Raw genomic sequence first — 19828 nt, 5'->3', positions numbered from 1 at the left:
TGCTACCGTCTCGAAATAGAACACGTTCTACTTCGAGGAAGGCTTGTGATGACGGTTGACCAGGGCACACTGAGCGAGAAGATCAATGCGGCGGTGGACGCCTACGTCGAGCTGCTCAATTCGGGAACGGCCGAGCAGATCGCCGATCTCTATGCGGCCGACGCATCGGTAGAGGACCCGATCGGTGCGGATCTGCGCACGACGCGCGATCAGCTCGTGGAGTTCTACTCGGTGATCACCGGTATGGATGAGCGGACGGCGACACTCAAGTGGAAGAAGATCGCCGGTGACACCGCGGTCTTCGAGTTCACCCTGGTCACCGGTACGTCGGGGATGAAGTTCGAGATCACCCCGATCGACATCATGGTGTTCGACGCGCAGGGCAAGGTGTCGTCGATGCGCGCCGTGTGGGAGCAGTCGGACCTCAAGCAGCTCTAGCAGTCAGCCCCGCCCCGTCGGCCGGAGCACGATCTCCTCGGGATGTGCGTCGGCCGGCGTGGCGATCGCATGGACGATGGCGTTCGCGACCGTGGAGGTCTTGAGGAACTGGGACGGGTCGTATTCGTTGCCCTCGATGGCGACGAGGTCCCGTTGCATCTCGGTGTCGATGCGACCGGGGAAGACCGAGGTCACCCGCAGTGTGGGCTCCTCGGCGCGGAGTGCGTCGGCCAGCGCCCGTAAGCCGAATTTGCTGGCCGCGTACGGCGCCCAGCCGGGATTGGCGCGACGGCCGGCGCCGGAGTTGACGAACACCACGTGGCCGCCGGCCTCCCGTAGCGCGGGCAGCAGCAGCCGGGTCAATTCGGCGGCGGCCACCAGGTTCACCTCCAGAACGTGCTGCCATTCCTCGACCGGCGTATCGGCCACACCTTCCAGGGAACTGCCGACTCCGGCATTGTGGACCAGGACGTCGAGGGCGTTGATCGCCTCGGTGGCCGCCTCGACCTCGTCGTAGTCGGTGAGGTCCACGGGGAAGGTGCTCGCTCCGTCCAACTCGGTCGCGAGCGTGTCGAGTTCGGACGAGGGGCGTCCTCCGAGCAGGAGGTCATGAGTGGGGGACAGCCGGCGGGCGATCTCGGCGCCGAGGCCGCGGCTTGCCCCGGTGATCAGAGCGGTGGGCACGGGTTCGAGGTTACGGGGTCCGCCTGGGCGCCGACAGCGCTTCCCCTCGCTGCGCGCAGGCGCGGCGCGCAGTGCAGAATCGACCCGTGGCCCGGTATGGATTCACCCCGACTCAGTTGTCTGCGCGTGCCGCCTATCTGCTCCGCGGTAATGACCTGGGCACCATGACGAGCGCCGCCCCCAAGCTGTACCCGCACATGTGGAGCTGGGATGCCGCATTCGTGACGGTCGGTCTGGCGCCGTTGTCGGTCGAGCGCGCCGTGATCGAGATGGACACCCTGCTCTCTGCGCAGTGGGAGAACGGGATGATCCCGCACATCGTGTTCGCCAACGGGCGCGACGGCTACTTCCCGGGGCCCGCGCGCTGGGAGTGCGCCAGGCTCGCCGCTTGTGCTCCGGACTATCCGGACACCTCCGGCATCACCCAACCGCCGGTGCATGCCATTGCCGTGCAACGCATCCTGGACCACTCGCGTCGCCACGGACGCACCACCCGGTCGGTCGCCAACGAGTTCATCGATCGGCGATGGGGTTCGCTGGTGCGGTGGCATCGGTGGCTCGCCCACGCTCGTGATCCCAACGGCCGCGGCCGCATCACCCTGTTCCACGGCTGGGAGTCGGGGATGGACAACTCGCCACGGTGGGACCGTCCCTACGCGAATGTGGTTCCCGGCGAGGATCTCCCGCCGTACACCCGGGCCGACCTCGACCACGTGGCGGATCTGTCCATGCGTCCGAGCAACAACGAGTACGACCGGTACATCTGGCTGGTCGAGCAGATGAAGCGGGCCGAGTACGACGACGACATCCTCCCCAAGGTGATGAGCTTCGCGGTGGAGGACGTGTTCGTCAGTGCGATCTTCGCGGTGGCCTGCGACGTGCTCGCGACGATCGGTGAGGACTATTCCAAGCCCCGGTCCGACGTCCGTGACCTGCGCGCCTGGGCGGATCGTTTCCGTGCCGGCGTGGTGGCGGCAGCCAACGAACGCAACGGTGCGGCAAGCGATTTCGATCTGCGCGCCGGCGCCTGGATCAACACCGAGACGATCGCGGTGTTCGCGCCGCTCATCTGCGGCGGATTGTCGCGGGAGCGTGAGCGGGCACTGCTCCGATTGTTCGACGGTCCGCGGTTCTGCGGTCACCCGGATCTGCGCTACGCGGTGCCGCCGTCGACGTCGCCGATCTCGATGGATTTCAAACCGCGCGAGTACTGGCGCGGGCCGGTGTGGCCGGTGATGACCTGGCTGTTCAGCTGGGCGTTCGCGCGCCGTGGGTGGACCGAGCGGTCGGCGCGCCTGCGGGAGGAAGGGCTCCGTCAGGCCACCGACGGCGCATTCGCGGAATACTACGAACCTTTCACCGGCGAACCACTGGGCAGCATGCAGCAGAGCTGGACCGCGGCGGCAGTGCTGGATTGGCTGGATTGACACATCGTCGGCCCGGGCACCGGCAAAACGCGCCCCTGGCGCTCGCCCTCGATCAGGCCGGCTCGACCGCGTACTCCCGCCGCCATTGGGTCGGCGTCTGGCCGAACCGCTGACGAAACCAGCGCGAGAAGTTGCCGGGGGACGAGAACCCGAGCAGTTCGGCGATCTCGATGAGGGCGTGGCGCCGGTTGCCGACCATGTGCTTGGCGAGCTCGACTCGGATGGAGTCGAGGACCGAAGAGAAGGTCTCACCCTCGGCGGCGAGTCGTCGGTGGACGGTCCGGCGGTCGACCCCGAGGCTGCGCGCGACCTGATCGACCGAACAGCGCCCGGTCGGTAGGAGGAGCTCGATCAGTTCGCGCACCCGGTACTCGGTTCGCGGATCGGCCGAGCCGACGGTGTCGTCGAGAAAATCCTGGGTGTAGCGGCGGAGCTCCGGATCCGACAAGACGTTGGGGGTGTCGAGATCCTTTGTGTACAGCGAGATCCCGTTCGAGTCCTGTCCGAATCGGACGTCGGTTCCGAAGAACTGGTTGTGTGCCCGGGCATCGTCGGGCGGTAGATGGGTGAAGGTGACGCCGACCGGGTGCCAGTCGGGCGAGATGAATCCCTGGAGGAGTTGGTGCAGAACGGCGACGGCGAGTTCGACGGATTGCCGGAACTCTCCGGAAACACCGACGTCGAGGGTGATGCGGAGCGTCGCGATGCCGCCGACCTCCGACAATCGCGTACGCAGGGCTTCGTTGTACATGTGCTGATGACGGATCAACACCCCGAGAGCGCTCCGCACGTCGGGTTCCTCCCGGATGACCAGGCTCAGTGGGCCCAGGTTGGCGAGGCGGCGATAGCGCGCCAGTGCGAGCCCGAAATCCTCCCGACCCGACGCGGCAGCAGATCGCTCGAGTAGGTCGGCGATCGCCTCGGCGGGTACCCAACGGTCCTGGAGGCTGAGGCTCGCAGGGTCGAGTCCGACGTCACGGACGAGCTGGGCGGGATCGAGCCGCAGCGAGTGACCGAGCTCGACGAAGTTGTTGAGGGCGGCGTAGCGGGCGAGCGGTTTCACGACATTCAGCCTATGTCCCCGATTGCACAATCACACGTCCCGTAGCGAAAAGAATCCGGGCGGTAATCCTCGTAATGTCGAATGCATCACATCAGATGGTCGACCGAAGCGGCGATCACAGTCACAGGCCTGCCGTGATGACTCCCATGAGCGATCCCGGGCCGAAAAGGAGGAGGACACCATGGCGCAAGCTGTGCGATTCGACGCGATCGGCGGGCCTGAGGTTCTGCGCTGGGAGACCGTCGAGGTGGGGGCGCCGGGGCCGGGTGAGGTCCGGATCCAGCACGAGGCCGTGGGCCTGAACTTCGCCGACACCTACTTTCGTACCGGGCTGTACCCGGCGCCGCTCCCGGCAGGCATGGGCGTGGAGGCCGCAGGCATCGTGCAGGAGGTCGGGCCGGGCGTCACGTCGGTTGGCGAGGGCGATCGGGTGACCTACACCGGCAGCCCGCTCGGTGCCTACAGCACCCAACGCGTGATGCCGGTCGAGCACCTGATCCCGTTGCCCGACGCGGTGGGATTCGAGACCGCCGCCGCCATGACCATGCGCGGACTCACCACCGCGTACCTGCTGCGCCGGATCTGGCCGCTGAAGTCCGGTGACACCGTGTTGTTGCACGCGGCCGCCGGCGGGGTCGGACTCATCTTCAGTCAGTGGGCAAAGCTGTTGGGCCTGAAAGTGATCGGCAGTGTATCGACTGACGAGAAGGCCGAGGTGGCGCGCAATCACGGATGCGACGAGGTCATCGTCTACAAGCGAGAGGACATCGCATCCCGCGTCCGTGAGCTGACCGATGGCGCAGGGGTTCCCGTCGTCTTCGACAGCATCGGTGCCACCACGTTCGAGTCATCGCTGAAGTCGGTCGCCCGCCGAGGACTACTCGTCTGCTTCGGCACCGCGTCGGGGCCGGTCCCACCGATCGATGCGATGCAACTGGCCGTCAACGGTTCGGTGTTCGTCACCCGGCCGGCACTCGCCGACTACATCGCCGATCCCGCAGAGCGCGCCGAGCTCGCCTCCGAGCTGTTCTCGATGGTCGCTGCTGGTCACATCGCGATCGACATCAACCAGCGCTACGAGCTCGCCGACGCGGCGGCTGCACACCGGGACCTCGAGTCCGGCCGCAGTGTCGGGTCGTCGGTCTTCTCCCTCTGAGCCACCCGAACCATTTCGCCTGTCAGAAAGGACGAATCATGACGACCGCCACCCGACCGTCGAGCCGCACGGCATTTCGGGTCGAACCGCTCACCTGCTCCATCGGAGCAGAGGTGTCCGACATCGACCTGGGCGAGGTCGCCCGCGACGATGCGCAGTTCGACCGCCTCCGGTCGCTGCTGATCGACCACAAGGTGCTCTTCTTCCGCGATCAGGACATCACCCGTGCCGAGCATGTCGCACTCGCCGAGAGGTTCGGTCCCCTCGAGGACCATCCCGTCGTCGGCAGTGACCCCGACCATCCCGGACTGGTCCGGATCTACAAGGACGTCGACAGTCCGCCAGAGCATTTCGAGAATGCCTTCCACTGTGACGCCACCTGGCGCGACAACCCGCCGTTCGGCTCGGTGCTGCGCTGTGTGGAGGGACCGGCGGTCGGTGGCGACACGATCTGGGTCAACATGGCCGAGGCGTACCGCCGTCTGCCGGAGACCGTGAAGGTCCAGATCGCCGGGCTCCGGGCCCGGCACAGCATCGAGGCGACCTTCGGTGCACGGATGACGATGGACCAGCGGCACGCTCTGCACGCCCGGTTCCCGGACGCGGAACACCCTGTCGTACGCACTCATCCGGAGACCGGCGAGAAGATCCTGTTCGTCAACTCGTTCACGACGCACCTGGTCAACTACCACACGGCCGACAATGTCCGCTTCGGTAGCGACTACGCCCCTGGCGCAGGCAATCTGCTGCAGTACCTGACCAGTCAGGCCGCGATACCGGAGTACCAGGTCCGCTGGCGCTGGACCGAGAACAGCATCGCCATCTGGGACAACCGGTGCACCCAGCACTACGCGGTCCAGGACTACTGGCCCGCCGTTCGGAAGATGGAGCGCGCCGGGATCGTCGGCGACCGCCCCTTCTGATCCACCGGCACCCCAGCACCACCGAAACCCCAGCATCGCCCAAAACCTCTGAACCACAACAGATCAACCAGGAGACAGCCATGCATTTCCACGACGACGCCCTCTTCCCCGAGACCCAGGAGAAGTTGGTCATCACCGCCGCCCCCTATGGCCCCGAATGGGAACTCGACGATTTCCGCGAAGACCTCCCGCTGACCATGGAGGAGCACATCCAGAAGGGTGTGGACTGCTACGAGGCCGGCGCCACCGTACTGCACATCCATGTGCGGGAGCTCGACGGCAAGGGCAGCAAGCGGCTGTCGAAGTTCAACGAACTGCTCGCCGGACTTCGGGAAGCAGTGCCGGACATGATCTTGCAGGTCGGTGGATCGATCTCGTTCGCACCGGAAGGCGAGGGGGCCGACGCCAAATGGCTCTCCGACGACACCCGCCACATGCTCGCCGAGCTCGACCCGGCCCCCGATCAGGTGACCATTGCCATCAACACCAGCCAGATGAACATCATGGAGCTGATGACCGCCGACGACATCGCCGGTACGTCACTCGAACGCCCGGAACTCTCCGCGACCTACCGGGAGATGACCGTACCCGCCGGACCGGAATGGGTCGAAGAGCACCTTCGTCGACTGCAGGCCGCCGGCATCCAGCCGCACTTTCAGCTCTCGAGCATCCCCCAGCTGGAGACCGTCGAGCGCCTCATCCGTCGCGGCGTCTACACGGGCCCGTTGAACCTCACCTGGGTCGGCATCGGTGGCGGCTTCGACGGCCCCAATCCGTACAACATCATGAACTTCATCCAGCGGGTCCCCGACGGGGCATGCCTGACGTTGGAAACCCTGATGCGGTCGGTGCTTCCGGTCAACGCGATGGCGATCGCGATGGGCCTGCACAGCCGCTGCGGCAACGAGGACACCATCTGGGGCGGCATCGGCGAGAAGTACACGTCGGTGGAGCAGATCCAGCAGCTGGTGCGCATCGCAGGTGAGCTGGGCCGGGAAGTGGCCACCGGCAAGGAAGCCCGCGAGATCTACCGGATCGGTGACACCTACCGGGATGCCGACGAAACGCTCGCCAAGCTCGGCTATGCACCCAATCGCCGTCCCGGACAGGTCGGCTTCACCCATCACGGATTCCCCCACCACGGCTGATCAGCCGTCTCAGACGAGCCCCCCCAGGAGTACCTCCCATGGCGACATCCACCTCCGTCGCGGAACGCGTCGGCGACGACGGCAGTCCCGCCCGCCCATCCACACGATCTCGGAAGTACCCGTGGATCGTCTTCGCGCTCGCGTTCGGTCTGCTCCTCTCGGATTACATGTCCCGGCAGGTACTCAGCGCGATCTTCCCCCTCCTCAAAGCGGAATGGTCACTGGCGGATTCGCAACTCGCCTCGTTGACCAGCATCGTGGCGCTGATGGTCGGTCTGCTGACGCTGCCGCTGTCGTTGCTGGCCGATCGGTGGGGGCGGGTGCGGAGCCTGATCGTGATGGCGGTGCTGTGGTCGGTGGCCACCCTGCTCTGTGCGGTGGCGACGAACTACGAGCAGATGCTCGGTGCCCGATTCCTCGTCGGGGTCGGTGAGGCCGCGTACGGGAGCGTCGGTATCGCCTTGGTGCTCAGTGTCTTCGCGCCGCGTCTGCATGCCACACTGAGTGGTTCGTTCATGGCAGGCGGGTCCTTCGGCTCGGTGCTCGGTGTCGCCCTGGGGGGTGCGATCGCCGTTCACCTGGGCTGGCGCTGGTCATTCGCGGCGATGGCGGTCCTCGGTTTGCTTCTGGTGGCACTGTTCCGAGCACTGGTCACCGAGGACAGACTGGCGCAGCATGCGGTCGACGAACCGGAATCGGCGGCCACACCACAGTCCCGCCGATTCCGTGCACCCGTGTCCAGCCTGTTCACCAACCCGGCAGTGCTGTGTGCCTACATCGGTGGGGGACTGCAGATGTTCACCGCTGCCATCCTGCTGGCCTGGATGCCCAGTTTCTTCAACCGCTACTACGACCTCGCCCCGGACAAGGCAGGCGTCGCGGCGGCCGTCATCATCCTCCTCGTCGGCAGTGGCATGGTGGGCTGCGGGATCGTGACCGATCGGCTCGGCCGCGGCGACATCACCCGAAAATGGCAGGCCGCCATCGGCTTCTGCGGCATCTCACTGGTCTGTCTGACGATCGGATTCAGCATGGAAACCAGCACCGCGCAGCTGGTGTTGCTCGGCATCGGCGCATTCTTCTCGGCCGGTTCGTCGGGACCCACGGCTGCCATGGTCGCGAACCTGACGCACTCGTCGGTGCGGGCTTCGGCAATGGGAACGCTGACCGTCGCCAACAACCTCCTGGGCCTGGCGCTGGGGCCGTTCGTCATCGGCATTCTCGCCGATCACCTCGGATTGCGCGGGGCGCTGCAGCTCGCACCCTTCGTCTACATCCTCGCGATCGTCGCGCTGGTCGCCGGCAGGCGACTGCATCCGCTCGGACTGCGCAAGCTCGCGGCCCTCGGCGCAGGCGCACCGCCGCAGGCTGCCTGATCTCCCACCACGAAAACCCCACCCGCCAGGAGCAATTCATGAACACCGAGACCTCGCCCACCGTGGTCATCGTCCCCGGCCTGCGAGACTTCGTGGCCGACCATTGGCAGACACACCTCGCCGCCGACCTCGGCGATGCACGGACCGTGGCCGCGCTCGAACGCAACAAGCTCAGTCGCCGAGATCGTGTTGCTGCCCTCGATGACGTCATCCGGCAGATCGACGGACCGATCGTGCTGGTGGCGCACAGTGCAGGCGTGATGACCACTGTCCACTGGGCGCAACACAGCGCACGTCCCGTGCAGGGTGCGTTGCTCGTCACCCCAGCCGATCTGGAACTCCCACTGCCGGACGGCTATCCGAAGAAGGCCGACATCGAGAAGGGTGGCTGGCTCCCGGTTCCGCGCCGGCGGTTGCCGTTCCCGAGCGTCGTCGCGGCGAGTCGTGACGACGCACTCGGGGGATACCGCCGTATCAGCGGCATGGCCGAGGCATGGGGCAGCCGGCTGGTCGACCTCGGCGACGTGGGTCACGTCAACCCGGCCTCGGGGCATGGCCGGTGGCCGCGGGCGGCCGAACTCCTGGACGAGTTGATCGCGCACAGCATCGTCGACGCCCATGTCTGACACACAGACGCCGACGGTTTCCGGGACGGCAATGACCGAGATCTGCGCAACGGCGGCCGAGGCGGTCGCCGATATCACCACGGGCGCATCACTGGCCGTGGGGGGATTCGGATTGACCGGCATCCCCGATCAACTGATCGCCGCAGTGGCGGCCGGCGGCGCCACCGACCTCGAAGTGTTCTCGAACAACTGCGGCATCGACGGCCTCGGGTTGGGAATGCTGCTGGACAGCAGGCAGATCCGACGGGTAACCGCGTCCTATGTTGGTGGCAACACGGAGTTCGCCCGCCAGTATCTCGCCGGCGAACTGGAGGTCGAGCTGATCCCGCAGGGCACCCTGGCGGAGAAGATGCGCGCCGGGGGTGCCGGTATCCCCGCGTTCTTCACCCCGGCCGGTGTGGGGACACCGATCTCCGACGGTGGGTTGCCGTGGCGTTATCACGGCGACGGCACGGTGGCGGTCGCCTCGCCACCCAAGGAAGTACGCGAGTTCGGTGCGGCGTGGGCGGGGAAGCGTTATGTCCTGGAGGAATCGATCACCGCCGACTTCTCGCTGGTGCACGCGGCACGAGGTGACACCGAGGGAAACCTGGTGTTCAGCAAGGCGGCGATGAACTTCAACCCGTCGGCGGCAACCGCCGGGCGGATCTGCATTGCACAGGTCGAGGAACTCGTGCCGGCCGGTGAACTCGATCCGGACTGCGTGCACCTACCCGGGATCTTCGTCCACCGGATCGTGCACACCGGCCCGCAGGACAAGAAGATCGAGAGACGGACCGTGCGCTCTGCCGAGGAGACAATTCGATGACCGCGCCGGACCTCGTTCGGGTCGTCGGCCGCTCGCGGACCGAGATGGCCGCCCGAGCCGCACAGGAGCTGACCGCGGGCAGCTACGTCAATCTGGGTATCGGGCTCCCGACGTTGATCCCGAATCATCTCACCCCTGAGCAGAAGCTCACGTTGCACAGCGAGAACGGGATCCTCGGCACCGGACCGTACCCCGCCGAGGACGAGGTCGACCCCGACCTGATCAACGCCGGGAAGGAGACCGTGACGGTGAACCCGGGCGCGTCCTTCTTCGATTCCGCCGCCAGCTTCGGCATGATCCGGGGCGGGCACGTGGATGTCGCGGTACTCGGAGGCATGCAGGTGTCGGAGTCCGGGGATCTGGCGAACTGGATGGTGCCGGGCGCGATGGTCAAGGGCATGGGCGGCGCAATGGATCTGGTGCACGGAGCCCGCACGGTCATCGTGCTGATGGACCACACCGACAAGCTCGGCTACCCGAAGATCGTGCAGCGCTGCACCCTGCCGTTGACCGGGCAGTCCGTGGTCGACCGCATCATCACCGACCTCGCGGTCATCGATGTGACCGACCGCGGGCTGGTGCTGCGCGAGTGTGCGCCCGGTATCAGCCCTGAGCAGGTCCGGTCTGCGACAGATGCTCCTCTCCACGAGGCGACAGGAGGGTGACCACCATGGCCCGCGACGACGACCGGGCGGGAATCGCCGAGCGGATGAAGGCCGATGGCACGTGGAACGAGCTGTGGAACGGGTTGGACGATCTCGACCCGGCGTGGACCGAGGAGTATCTGTCCTCGGTCATGCAGCCCTACGAGAGTGGTGTCCTGTCACCCCAGGTCGTCCAACTGCTCTGCATTGCCGTCGACGCCTCGTGCACCCATCTGTACGCACAGGGCCTCCGGCGGCACATCCGAGCCGCACTCGACCTCGGCGTGACGAGGTCGGAGATCCTCGAGGTCCTGAAACTCTCCACGACAGTCGGGATTCATTCGATCAACCTCGGCCTGCCGATCCTGTTGGAAGAGAGCGCGGAGTCGCCCGCACCGCAGACGCCGGACAGCTGACCGAAACGAGAACCGATGAGGCTCAGTACTCTTCGGCACCGACCAGTGCGGCGTCCTCGGCGACGTCATGCGACTCGGCCCTCGCCGACCGGACGAGCGAGACCGCGCACACCGCGATGGCGCAGTAGCCGACGGCGAACCAGAACGGGGCCGACGGGGCGAACCACTCGGCGAGGTAGGCGACCATCACCGCCGACGCGGCACCGCCCATCCAGCGCAGGAAGCTGTAGCCGGCACTCGCGACCGACCGGGGCTTGTCCGGATCGGCCGACGACATCGCGACACCGGTGAACAGGGTGTTGAGGATGCCCGACGGCAGCCCGGACAGCACGATCGCGAACCCGGTCAGCCACACCTGACCGGTGACGACCCCCAGCCCGGCGAGTGCCATGGTGATGCCGTAGCCGCCGATCGCGACGATGACGCCGCCCTTCTGCCCGAGTGCATCGGCGATTCGTGGCGCCACGAAGACACCTGAGACCGCGGTCAGCAGACCCCAGCCGAAGAAGACCATGCCGGCCGGGATCGGGGAGAGTCCCATCGCCAGCGGCGCGTAGGCGATGACGGTGAACAGCGCACCGGTGTAGAAGGCCGAGCCGATGGAGGTGAGCAACAGGGTGCGGTTGCGCAGGGCCTTGATCGGATCGGCGATGCTGACGGCGACGCGGTCGCCGCGTGGCCCGTCCTTGGGCAGCATCAGCGCACAGAGCACCGCACCGACGAGCATCAGCAGTGCCGTACCACCGAACGGTCCGCGCCACGTCCACGCACCCAACAGCGCGCCGACGAGCGGCCCGACGGCCAGGCCGACGCCCAGGGCCGCCTCGTACAGTAGGATCGCACCGTGCTGGCCACCGCGGGCGGCGCCGACGATGAAGGCGAGGGCGGTCGCCATGAACAGTGCGTTGCCCAGACCCCACAGCACCCGCAGCGCGATGAGCTGGTCGATGTTGCCGGCGAAGGTCGAGACACCCGCGGCGACCACGATCAGGGTCAGACCGACGGTCAGCGTGCGCTTGGGTCCGAACCGGTATGCCGCCCAACCGGTGATCAGCATCGCCACCACCTGCACGCCGAGGTAGACGGCGAACAGCAGGGTCAGCTTCGACGGCGGGGCATTGAGCTCCTCGCGGATCGTGTTGAGGATCGGATCCACCAGGCCGATGCCCATGAAGGCGATGACGGCGGCGAAGGCGGTCACCCAGACCGCGCGCGGTTGCTGCCGGAAGGTCTCCAGCAGTGATGTTTCGTGGTGTTCGGCGGGCTGCGCTGCCGGCGCAGACCTGTCCTCGATGACTGTCATGCTTTCCTCGGATTCCTCATTCGTTCGACGCGGCCTCGCTGTGCGCGGGGACGGCATCGAGTTGCTCGCGGAGTGCCTGCAGGGCCGGGGCCGCAGCGGCGAGGGCCGCACGGTCGGCGTCGCTGAGCTCGGAGAGCGCCGCGGTCAGGATGCTGTCCCGCCGGCCCCGGACCCCTTCGAGCACGGACCGGCCGTGGTCGGTGAGCCCGACGAGGACCGCGCGGCGGTCGTCCGGATCAGGGCGGCGTTCGGCGAGGCCGTTCTTGGTGAGCCCGTCGATCAGTGCGGTCGCGGTCGGCATGCGGATGGACTCGCGTTCGGCGAGCTCACCCATCCGCATCGGGCCGTTGTCGAGGAGAACCGCCAGGGCCGACGCCTGGGCGGCGGAGTACTCGGCGATCGGCGTCCGCCTGCGTAACGCCAGGTAGAGCCTGGTCAGGATGGGGCGCAGGGCGACAGCCAGATCGGAGACCTCGAAATCAGACACATTCGCAAGACTAATACTTAGGGTTACGAAATAAAAGCGTCACTAGTGTGAACTGTATGACAGGGTCGTCGAAGAAGTTCTCGGATCTCCCACCCCGGTCGCGCGCCATGATCATCGTGGGCGCGATGATCCAGTTCGTACTCCAGGGTGCGGCTCTGCGCGATCTCAAACGCCGTCCGTCGGCGCAGGTCAAGGGACCCAAGCCGCTGTGGGTCGGCCTGAGTTTCGTCAACTACCTCGGTCCGATCGCCTACTTCGCGGTCGGACGGAAGGGTACCGAAAAGTAAGGGCCCTCAGACCCCGATCGGCGAACCGCTCTCACGCCAGACGGCGACAACTGCCGGTCGTGGTTGGCTCGTGCCGCCGTCCGGCCAGTGCGATGCCGGGTTGTCCGCGGAATGGTCGTCGAGCTCGCCCGGGTGCTGCACACACACCATCACGCGGTCGCGGTCGATGATCGGACCGCATGTCTCGGCACCCATCGGCACCGTCAGGAACTGCTTCGTCTCACCTCGGTGCGCGCCGTCCAGCGCGACGGCGAAGAGACCGTCGTTGCTGTCGAGCGCGTTGCCGTCGGTGGAGATCCACAGGTTGCCGTGCGGGTCGAAGGCGACGTTGTCGGGGCAGGAGATGGGGCTGACCTTTGCCTTGTCGAACCCGCCGTAGTAAGTGTCGGCCTCCGCGGGATCGCCGCAGACCAGCAGCAGGTCCCAGGTGAAGTCGGTGCCGGTGTGGTTGTCGGTGATCTCGATGATCTGACCGTTCTTGTTCTCGTTACGCGGATTGGCACTGTCGGCGGCGGCCTTGCCGTCGGTGCCGCGCTTGTCGTTGTTGGTCAGCGCACAGTAGACCTTGCCGGTGCGCGGATGCGGCTCGATGTCCTCGGGGCGATCCATCTTGGTGGCGCCTGCCTTGTCGGCGGCGACGCGGGTGAACACCGCGACCTCGGCCGGGCTCATGCCGTCGACGTGGGATCGGGCGGTTCCGTCGGCATCGACGGTCAGGAGCGGGTGCCATTCGCCGCGACCCGCGAATGATCCACTGGGCGGGAGCTTTCCGGAGCCGTCGATCGCGTCCGGCTCGTTGCCGGTGAACGAGGCCACATACAGCGTGCCCTCATCGAGGATGCCGAGATTGTGGGTGCGTGCGGTCGACGACAGGCCGGTCTTCATCCGGCGGCTCGACACGAACTTGTAGATGTACTCGAATCGTTCGTCGTCGCCACTGTAGGCCACCACGGTTCCCGTGTCGGGCCCCGACGACACGACGTGGATGGTCGCCGACTCGTGCTTGAGTCGTCCGAGCGCGCTGTGCTTGACCGGGATCGAGGACGGGTCGTGCGGATCGACCTCGACGACGTAGCCGAATCGATTGGCCTCGTTGGGTTCGGTGGCCAGGTCGAACCGCTGGTCGAACCTCCCCCACTGGTGGTAGTCGGCGTCGTCGGCGAAGCTGTACCGATCGAGCCGGTCTTTGGTGGCCGTGTCGGTGACCGCGCTCGCGTTGCCGAAGTAGTTGTTGTAATTCTCCTCGCCGGAGAGCATGGTGCCCCACGGGGTGAGCCCGCCCGAGCAGTTGGCGATCGTGCCCAGCACGGTGGTGCCTGCGGGATCTGCGGTGGTCCTGACGAACTCACTGCCTGCCGCAGGGCCGGTCAGATGGATCGGGGTGGACGCGGTGATGCGCCGATTTCGTTGTCCGACAACTGGTGTCAGTGCGCCCGTGCCAGGTGTGGCGGCCACCTCGACGACGGTGATCCCATGCGCTGCCATCGAGATCAGTGCCTGTTGCTCGGTGGGTTCCTTCGGCTGGTACCCGGTGAACATGAACTCTTCGGTCGTGTACTCCTGGTTGCACACCAGGTAGTGGTGGTTGGGCACCCCGTCGACGGGGATGAGTCCGGCGAAGTCGTTGTTGTAGCCGAACTGTTTCGCCTGTGCCTCCGGGGTCTGATTCGCGAAGTCGAACTCGGGCGCACCGGGGATCACCGGATCGCCCCACCGGATCACCGTCTTCTGCTGGTAGCCGCCCGGAATCACCAGGGCGTCTTCGGTATTGGGGGAGACCGGATCGAAGTTCATCCCCGCAGGCGCAGTGTGGTCGACCGCGGACGACGAACCGGCCGTGTCGGAGTCCTGCGAACCGCACGCGGCGAGGAGGGAGGTCGCGCCGAGCGCGACCGCGGCGCCCGCCGATGAGCGGAGAACGGCGCGCCGGGACGCGCTGGCCCGCAGCACATCCCGGAAGTATGGGTTGTCGCTGGTGTTCCCGGGTTGCTGCCGGCAGGCGTCGCCGCATTTGTATCGGCAGGTCACGTGCGCACGGGCCGACCGGCCGACATCCTCTCCGGACGGCGCGAACAACTGCAACGGAATACGCACGGGAACCCTCCGGGGACGCTCTCGGCCGAATCAGAGCCTGTGGGCTGAATCGAGGACTGCCCGAACGGTAGGGAGGGAAAGGAAACCGACGTGGATCAGCGCGTGAACGCGGGACGGCCGGCGAGTGTCAGAAGCGGCCGCCCACGCCGATCCGGCCGGAGGTACCCGACCCGCCGAACGAGCCGGGGCTCCGACCGCCACTGCCGTAGCCGCCGCCACCGAATCCCCCGCCCCAACCACGGCCGCCACCCATCCCGCCGCGCAGGAAGCTGTCGACGAGGATGCCACCGAGTACGGCCCCGGTCACCGACCCGCCGGACGGATGAGGCTGCTGGTTCTGCTGCCACTGCGCGACGTCACCCTGTGCGGCCATCAGTGCCTGGTCGGCGAGTGAACCGGCCCGGCGCGCGGAGTCGGACGCGGCAACCGGATCTGTCGCCGACGACTCGTTCGCGTGCTCCAGTAGGCGCTGTGCCTCGGACAGCCGGGTGCGGGCGATCGACTGGATCGCACCGCGCCGGGTCGAGATGAAATCGCTGGCCGCGGAGACCTTCGCCTGCGCCGACGTGATCGCAGCGGTGAGCAGTTCGGAGCGGCGCTGCCGCTCGGCCGACGCGGACCGGGCGGCGTCGAGGGCCCGGTCGAGTTCGGCATCGGCGTCGATGAGCGCGGTGAACGTGCCCAGCGGGTCGTCGGAGAAGTCGGAGCGGGCCGCCGCCACCGCCGTGGTCGCCGCCGCCGCCGCGGTTGCCAGAGCGGGGCCGCCGTCGGCGGTGAGTGCCTCGGCCTCGGTCAACTCGCCCTCGACCTCGTCGATCAGCGCGGGCATCCGGGAATGGGCGGCCGCGATGTTGCGGTCCGCGTTGTCGATGGCGTCGAGCAGTCTGTTCGCCTGTTCGAGCGCACCTTCGGCGGATCGGATGGCGGCCACCGCCGGACCTTGCTCTCCCGCAGGCGCATCGGCGGCCTCTCGGCCCTGATCCGAGCTGTGCTCGGCAAAGTCCAGTTCCTCGTGGGCGAGGGTGATGTTGTTGGTGATCGAGGCCAGCACCGTCTCGCCGTGTTCGGCGATCAGGGTGTCGAGTTGCTCCTGGGATTGTTCGATCCGCGCGCGCACCGCGACGAGCTTCTGGGTCAGCTCGGCCAACCTGGAGTCGGCGTTGATGAGCAGGTTGCGCATCGCGTCGAAACTCTCCACCTGGGCGTCGAGTGCGGCATCGACATCGATGCACGTGGTGATGATCTGGACGAGCATCGACCGCTGCTCGTCAGGAGTCTCGGGAATCGAATCGTCGAGCCGCTGGCGCAGCACGAAGGAGTCGGCCAGCCCCTTCTTCGCGGCTGCGAGTGCGTCGGAAAAGGGTGAGGTCTCGCTCGAGCCGAACTCTCCGACGGCGAGCTGCAATTCCTCTTCACTCGTGCGGATGGCGTTGTCGGTGTCGGTGAGAACCTCGCGGGACCACGGATCGAGCACTTCGAGTGGTTGCGCGGCCAGCTGGTCCCCGGTGAGCTCCTGCTCTCGCATGGCCTCGAGTCCGGCGTCGATCTGCTTGCGCTTGCGGCGTCGGGTGTAGAACAGTGCACCCGCCGCGCCGACCACGGCGACGCCGCCGACGGCCGCGGCCGTGATCGCGCCGGTGTGTGACGGTGTCATGGCATCGGAGATCCCGGTGACCGCGGCCTGGCCGGCACCCGCCCAGTCGTTGTTCTTCAGTGCCGGGACGATGTCACCGCGCGCGATGTCGTCGAGCGCGTCCTGATCGAGGCCGTCGATCGACTCGGGTGAGTCGAAGTAGTACGCGCGGTCGTCGGCGGCCACCGCGAGGAGCACGTCGCGGTCGCCGAGGTCGCTCTGCGCCACGGAATGCTGGGCCCATTGCTGGGCGGTGAGTCCGCCGAAGTCCCGCACGTAGACCACCCAGAGCTGGACCTCGTGATCGTTGTAGAGCTGGTCGATCGAATTCTGCAGGCGATCGCGTTGCGTGGTGGTCAGCACATTGGCCGAATCGACCACCTGGGTGGGCAGGCGCGACGGCGGTTCGGCATGCGCCGATCCACCGACGCCGGCGCCGACGACCAGCGCGGCGACGGCGACCAGGATGGTGAGGCCGAGTCGGACGACGGCCGTGGCAGCGCGGGAGCCGGTGAGTCGAGACTTCCATCGGGGCGACGAGATCAACCGTGCGGTGGAAAGCATGGGCTCCAATCTATCCGGCCGCCTCGACACACCGGCGCCGCCCGGTCACCGGGTGTCGGTCAGTTGTCCTGCGAATCCCGCCACTTGCAGACGGCCTCGAGCACGCTCAGATCATAGTCGGGGCCCGACGACCCGACCGTGATCAGCGAGATCCCGGCGGCGACGAGCTGTTCGGCCTCCCGGACGGCCTCGTCGGGGACCTTCGACTGCACACCGGCGGAGTGCTCGATCGCGTTGGGATCGCGACCGACCGCCGAGCAGTGGTCGGCGAGAATCCCCGACTTGCGCTCATAGGTGGGCACGTCGACGAAGTAGTGCCAGATGTTCGCGTACTCGGCGACGTGGCGCAGCGTCTTCTTCTCACCGCCGCCACCGATCAGGACCGGGATGTCGCGGGTGGGCGCCGGATTGAGTTTGCCGAACCGATTCTTGATGCGAGGCAGGGATTCGCCGAGGTCGTCGAGGCGGCCGCCTGCGGTGCCGAACTCATAGCCGTATTCGTCGTAGTCCTTCTCGAACCAGCCTGACCCGATGCCGAGGATGAGCCGGCCGTCGGACATGTGGTCGACGGTGCGTGCCATGTCGGCGAGCAGCTCGGGATTTCGGTACGAGTTGCAGGTGACCAGCGCGCCGATCTCCACGCGGCTCGTCTGCTCGGCCCAGGCGCCCAGCATCGTCCAGCACTCGAAGTGCTCGCCGTCGGGATCGCCGTACAGCGGGTAGAAGTGGTCCCAGTTGAAGGCGATGTCGACACCCAGGTCCTCGGCACGCCGGACGGCGTCGCGGATCATCGAGTACTGGGGAGCATGCTGCGGCTGGAGCTGGACGCCGATACGGACGGGGAAATCGCGTGCGGTGAAGGTCATGTGCCCCAGTCTGCCCAAGGTCGTGCCGTAAGTCATTGTCCGAATTCCGTTCGACGTCCGCGGTTGCCTTCGCGTCAGGGGCGCGCCCGGATCAGCTAGCGCGGGCCCGGCGGGTTCCCGCGGGTCGTCGACGACCCGCGTTCGCCCGGTCGACCCGCGTCGGCCGGGCCGATCCGCGTTCAGGTGCAGAATGCGCCTCTGACCAGCACAGACGAAACGTTGCAACCTTGTGTACCCCGCTGCAACGCAGGTGCAACCGGCCTGCTCCTAGTCTGTGTAACAGATCACATGTGTGGCAGCACGTGGCGCATGCGACAACCCAGACACCTCAATCGGAACAATGCTGAGGAGCACCAGATGACCGTCTACGCGAAGCCGGGCACCGATGGATCGGTGATGAGCTTTGAGTCCCGTTACGACAACTGGATTGGTGGTCAGTGGACCCCACCGGTGAAGGGGCAGTACTTCGAGAATCCCTCGCCGGTGGACGGCAAGACCTTCTGCGAGGTCGCCCGATCGACCGCCGAGGACATCGACCTCGCCCTGGATGCTGCGCACAAGGCCGCGCCGCAGTGGGGCAAGGCATCGGTGGCCGAACGATCACTGGTCCTGCTGCGTATCGCCGACCGCATCGAGGAGAACCTCGAGAAGATCGCCATCGCGGAATCGTGGGACAACGGCAAGGCCGTTCGTGAGTGCCTCGCCGCCGACATCCCGCTCGCGGTCGACCACTTCCGCTACTTTGCCGGCGCACTGCGCGCCCAGGAGGGCTCGATCTCGGAGGTCGACGAGGACACCGTCGCCTACCACTTCCATGAGCCGCTCGGCGTCGTCGGCCAGATCATCCCGTGGAACTTCCCGATCCTGATGGCCGTGTGGAAGCTGGCCCCGGCGCTGGCCGCAGGCAACGCCGTCGTGCTCAAGCCTGCCGAGCAGACGCCTGCGTCGATTCTCTACGTGATGAGCCTCATCGCCGATCTGCTGCCGGCCGGCGTGGTGAACATCGTCAACGGATTCGGCGTTGAGGCGGGCAAGCCGCTCGCCTCGAGCAACCGCATCCGCAAGATCGCGTTCACCGGCGAGACCACCACCGGCCGCCTGATCATGCAGTACGCCTCGGAGAACCTGATCCCGGTCAGCCTGGAACTCGGCGGCAAGAGCCCGAACATCTTCTTCGACGACGTGCTGAGCAAGGACGACGGGTTCCTGGACCGCGCGCTGGAGGGCTTCACCATGTTCGCGCTCAACCAGGGTGAGGTCTGCACCTGCCCGAGCCGGGCGCTCATCCAGGAGAGCATCTACGACGACTTCATGGGCAAGGCGATCGACCGGGTCAAGCAGATCAAGCAGGGCAACCCGCTCGACACCGAGACGATGATGGGTGCGCAGGCCTCCAACGACCAGTTCGAGAAGATCAGCTCCTACCTCGCCATCGGCAAGGAAGAGGGCGCCAAGGTGCTGACCGGCGGCGAACCGGCCGACCTCGGTGGCGACCTGTCCGGCGGCTTCTACATCCAGCCGACGGTGTTCGCGGGACAGAACAAGATGCGGATCTTCCAGGAGGAGATCTTCGGGCCGGTGCTCGCCGTGTCGACGTTCAAGGACTACGCCGACGCCATCCACATCGCCAACGACACCCTCTACGGCCTCGGCGCCGGTGTGTGGAGCCGCGACGGCGCGACCGCCTACCGCGCGGGTCGCGAGATCCAGGCGGGCCGGGTGTGGACCAACACCTATCACGACTACCCGGCACACGCGGCCTTCGGCGGTTACAAGCAGTCGGGCATCGGGCGTGAGAACCACCTGATGATGCTCGAGCACTATCAGCAGACGAAGAATCTCCTGGTTGGTTACGCTCAGAATGCCAAGGGCTTCTTCTGACAGG

The 19828-nt window shown here is 66.7% G+C and carries 19 protein-coding genes; 12 read left to right on the top strand and 7 right to left on the bottom strand.

Translation table 11 applies throughout. The annotated features are described in order from the left end of the window. The first annotated feature begins 48 nt into the window (after positions 1 to 48). Positions 49 to 438, top strand: a complete 390-nt coding sequence (locus tag IDF66_RS12545) for a nuclear transport factor 2 family protein (protein ID WP_164310052.1) — start codon at positions 49 to 51, stop codon at positions 436 to 438. Between the two features lie 3 nt (positions 439 to 441). On the opposite strand, the gene IDF66_RS12540 is transcribed toward IDF66_RS12545, so the two are convergent. Then, the gene (locus IDF66_RS12540; protein ID WP_190267073.1) at positions 442 to 1122 is read right to left on the bottom strand and encodes an SDR family oxidoreductase; all 681 of its coding nucleotides are present in this window, start codon (positions 1120 to 1122) and stop codon (positions 442 to 444) included. A gap of 86 nt (positions 1123 to 1208) precedes the next feature. Here IDF66_RS12540 and ggh point away from each other — a divergent pair, with 86 nt between their 5' ends. Beyond that, positions 1209 to 2549 (top strand): glucosylglycerate hydrolase, encoded by a 1341-nt coding sequence (ggh, locus tag IDF66_RS12535; protein ID WP_190267072.1) that lies wholly within the window; start codon positions 1209 to 1211, stop codon positions 2547 to 2549. A 52-nt stretch (positions 2550 to 2601) separates the two neighbouring features. Here ggh and IDF66_RS12530 read toward each other — a convergent pair whose 3' ends face one another. Further along, positions 2602 to 3612: an AraC family transcriptional regulator gene (locus IDF66_RS12530; protein WP_164310049.1), complete on the bottom strand. Its 1011-nt coding sequence runs from the start codon at positions 3610 to 3612 to the stop codon at positions 2602 to 2604. A 181-nt stretch (positions 3613 to 3793) separates the two neighbouring features. Between IDF66_RS12530 and IDF66_RS12525 the strand changes: the two genes are divergently transcribed. The 8 genes from IDF66_RS12525 (at position 3794) to IDF66_RS12490 (ending at position 10709) form a co-directional block, all read left to right on the top strand. Then, positions 3794 to 4768 carry a quinone oxidoreductase family protein gene (locus tag IDF66_RS12525; protein ID WP_190267071.1) on the top strand — a complete coding sequence of 325 codons (975 nt, stop codon included), beginning with the start codon at positions 3794 to 3796 and terminating at the stop codon, positions 4766 to 4768. Positions 4769 to 4806: 38 nt separating this feature from the next. Then, positions 4807 to 5691, top strand: a complete 885-nt coding sequence (locus IDF66_RS12520; RefSeq protein WP_190267070.1) for a TauD/TfdA dioxygenase family protein — start codon at positions 4807 to 4809, stop codon at positions 5689 to 5691. 80 nt (positions 5692 to 5771) lie between these two features. Then, positions 5772 to 6839: a BKACE family enzyme gene (locus tag IDF66_RS12515; RefSeq protein WP_190267069.1), complete on the top strand. Its 1068-nt coding sequence runs from the start codon at positions 5772 to 5774 to the stop codon at positions 6837 to 6839. A gap of 38 nt (positions 6840 to 6877) precedes the next feature. Beyond that, on the top strand, positions 6878 to 8215 hold the full coding sequence (locus IDF66_RS12510) for an MFS transporter (protein ID WP_190267068.1): 1338 nt from the start codon (positions 6878 to 6880) through the stop codon (positions 8213 to 8215). A gap of 38 nt (positions 8216 to 8253) precedes the next feature. Beyond that, complete coding sequence (locus IDF66_RS12505) at positions 8254 to 8841, top strand: RBBP9/YdeN family alpha/beta hydrolase (protein ID WP_164310044.1); 588 nt, start codon at positions 8254 to 8256, stop codon at positions 8839 to 8841. Positions 8842 to 8872: 31 nt separating this feature from the next. Continuing rightward, positions 8873 to 9649 (top strand): CoA transferase subunit A, encoded by a 777-nt coding sequence (locus IDF66_RS12500; RefSeq protein ID WP_190267475.1) that lies wholly within the window; start codon positions 8873 to 8875, stop codon positions 9647 to 9649. Next, positions 9646 to 10314, top strand: a complete 669-nt coding sequence (locus IDF66_RS12495; protein WP_190267067.1) for a CoA transferase subunit B — start codon at positions 9646 to 9648, stop codon at positions 10312 to 10314. The genes IDF66_RS12500 and IDF66_RS12495 overlap by 4 nt, the downstream gene beginning before the upstream one ends. Before the next feature lie 5 nt (positions 10315 to 10319). Beyond that, the gene (locus tag IDF66_RS12490; protein ID WP_190267474.1) at positions 10320 to 10709 is read left to right on the top strand and encodes a carboxymuconolactone decarboxylase family protein; all 390 of its coding nucleotides are present in this window, start codon (positions 10320 to 10322) and stop codon (positions 10707 to 10709) included. A gap of 22 nt (positions 10710 to 10731) precedes the next feature. Here IDF66_RS12490 and IDF66_RS12485 read toward each other — a convergent pair whose 3' ends face one another. After that, positions 10732 to 12012 carry an MFS transporter gene (locus tag IDF66_RS12485; protein WP_190267066.1) on the bottom strand — a complete coding sequence of 427 codons (1281 nt, stop codon included), beginning with the start codon at positions 12010 to 12012 and terminating at the stop codon, positions 10732 to 10734. 16 nt (positions 12013 to 12028) lie between these two features. Beyond that, the gene (locus tag IDF66_RS12480) at positions 12029 to 12499 is read right to left on the bottom strand and encodes a MarR family winged helix-turn-helix transcriptional regulator (protein ID WP_164310041.1); all 471 of its coding nucleotides are present in this window, start codon (positions 12497 to 12499) and stop codon (positions 12029 to 12031) included. 56 nt (positions 12500 to 12555) lie between these two features. Here IDF66_RS12480 and IDF66_RS12475 point away from each other — a divergent pair, with 56 nt between their 5' ends. After that, positions 12556 to 12786, top strand: coding sequence for a PLDc N-terminal domain-containing protein (locus IDF66_RS12475; protein ID WP_190267065.1), 231 nt, complete (start codon positions 12556 to 12558; stop codon positions 12784 to 12786). 6 nt (positions 12787 to 12792) lie between these two features. On the opposite strand, the gene IDF66_RS12470 is transcribed toward IDF66_RS12475, so the two are convergent. The 3 genes from IDF66_RS12470 to IDF66_RS12460 all read right to left on the bottom strand — a co-directional run bounded on the left by IDF66_RS12470 (position 12793) and on the right by IDF66_RS12460 (position 17943). Continuing rightward, a complete protein-coding gene (locus IDF66_RS12470) occupies positions 12793 to 14880 on the bottom strand; it encodes a PhoX family protein (RefSeq protein ID WP_190267064.1) in 2088 nt (695 codons plus the stop codon). A 127-nt stretch (positions 14881 to 15007) separates the two neighbouring features. Continuing rightward, positions 15008 to 17077: a TPM domain-containing protein gene (locus IDF66_RS12465; protein WP_190267063.1), complete on the bottom strand. Its 2070-nt coding sequence runs from the start codon at positions 17075 to 17077 to the stop codon at positions 15008 to 15010. A 59-nt stretch (positions 17078 to 17136) separates the two neighbouring features. Continuing rightward, entirely contained in the window at positions 17137 to 17943 is an 807-nt protein-coding gene (locus IDF66_RS12460; protein ID WP_164310037.1) for an LLM class F420-dependent oxidoreductase, read from the bottom strand. 357 nt (positions 17944 to 18300) lie between these two features. On the opposite strand from IDF66_RS12460, the gene exaC reads away from it, so the two are divergent. Beyond that, complete coding sequence (gene exaC, locus IDF66_RS12455; protein WP_164310036.1) at positions 18301 to 19824, top strand: acetaldehyde dehydrogenase ExaC; 1524 nt, start codon at positions 18301 to 18303, stop codon at positions 19822 to 19824. Positions 19825 to 19828 lie beyond the last annotated feature (4 nt).

This window comes from Gordonia hankookensis, assembly GCF_014673215.1.
GTDB classification, from domain to species: Bacteria; Actinomycetota; Actinomycetes; order Mycobacteriales; family Mycobacteriaceae; genus Gordonia; species Gordonia hankookensis.
Note: the sequence above shows the minus strand (reverse complement) of the source record. Positions and strands in the feature narration are given on the sequence as shown.

Excerpts from the sequence above, each read along its gene's own strand:
- IDF66_RS12460 (WP_164310037.1), bottom strand. The coding sequence starts at position 17,943 with ATGACCTTCACCGCACGCGATTTCCCCGTCCGTATCGGCGTCCAGCTC.
- IDF66_RS12510 (WP_190267068.1), top strand. The coding sequence starts at position 6,878 with ATGGCGACATCCACCTCCGTCGCGGAACGCGTCGGCGACGACGGCAGT.
- IDF66_RS12465 (WP_190267063.1), bottom strand. The coding sequence starts at position 17,077 with ATGCTTTCCACCGCACGGTTGATCTCGTCGCCCCGATGGAAGTCTCGA.
- IDF66_RS12490 (WP_190267474.1), top strand. The coding sequence starts at position 10,320 with ATGGCCCGCGACGACGACCGGGCGGGAATCGCCGAGCGGATGAAGGCC.
- IDF66_RS12500 (WP_190267475.1), top strand. The coding sequence starts at position 8,873 with ATGACCGAGATCTGCGCAACGGCGGCCGAGGCGGTCGCCGATATCACC.
- IDF66_RS12495 (WP_190267067.1), top strand. The coding sequence starts at position 9,646 with ATGACCGCGCCGGACCTCGTTCGGGTCGTCGGCCGCTCGCGGACCGAG.
- IDF66_RS12475 (WP_190267065.1), top strand. The coding sequence starts at position 12,556 with ATGACAGGGTCGTCGAAGAAGTTCTCGGATCTCCCACCCCGGTCGCGC.
- IDF66_RS12505 (WP_164310044.1), top strand. The coding sequence starts at position 8,254 with ATGAACACCGAGACCTCGCCCACCGTGGTCATCGTCCCCGGCCTGCGA.
- IDF66_RS12515 (WP_190267069.1), top strand. The coding sequence starts at position 5,772 with ATGCATTTCCACGACGACGCCCTCTTCCCCGAGACCCAGGAGAAGTTG.
- IDF66_RS12520 (WP_190267070.1), top strand. The coding sequence starts at position 4,807 with ATGACGACCGCCACCCGACCGTCGAGCCGCACGGCATTTCGGGTCGAA.
- exaC (WP_164310036.1), top strand. The coding sequence starts at position 18,301 with ATGACCGTCTACGCGAAGCCGGGCACCGATGGATCGGTGATGAGCTTT.
- IDF66_RS12525 (WP_190267071.1), top strand. The coding sequence starts at position 3,794 with ATGGCGCAAGCTGTGCGATTCGACGCGATCGGCGGGCCTGAGGTTCTG.
- IDF66_RS12545 (WP_164310052.1), top strand. The coding sequence starts at position 49 with ATGACGGTTGACCAGGGCACACTGAGCGAGAAGATCAATGCGGCGGTG.
- IDF66_RS12485 (WP_190267066.1), bottom strand. The coding sequence starts at position 12,012 with ATGACAGTCATCGAGGACAGGTCTGCGCCGGCAGCGCAGCCCGCCGAA.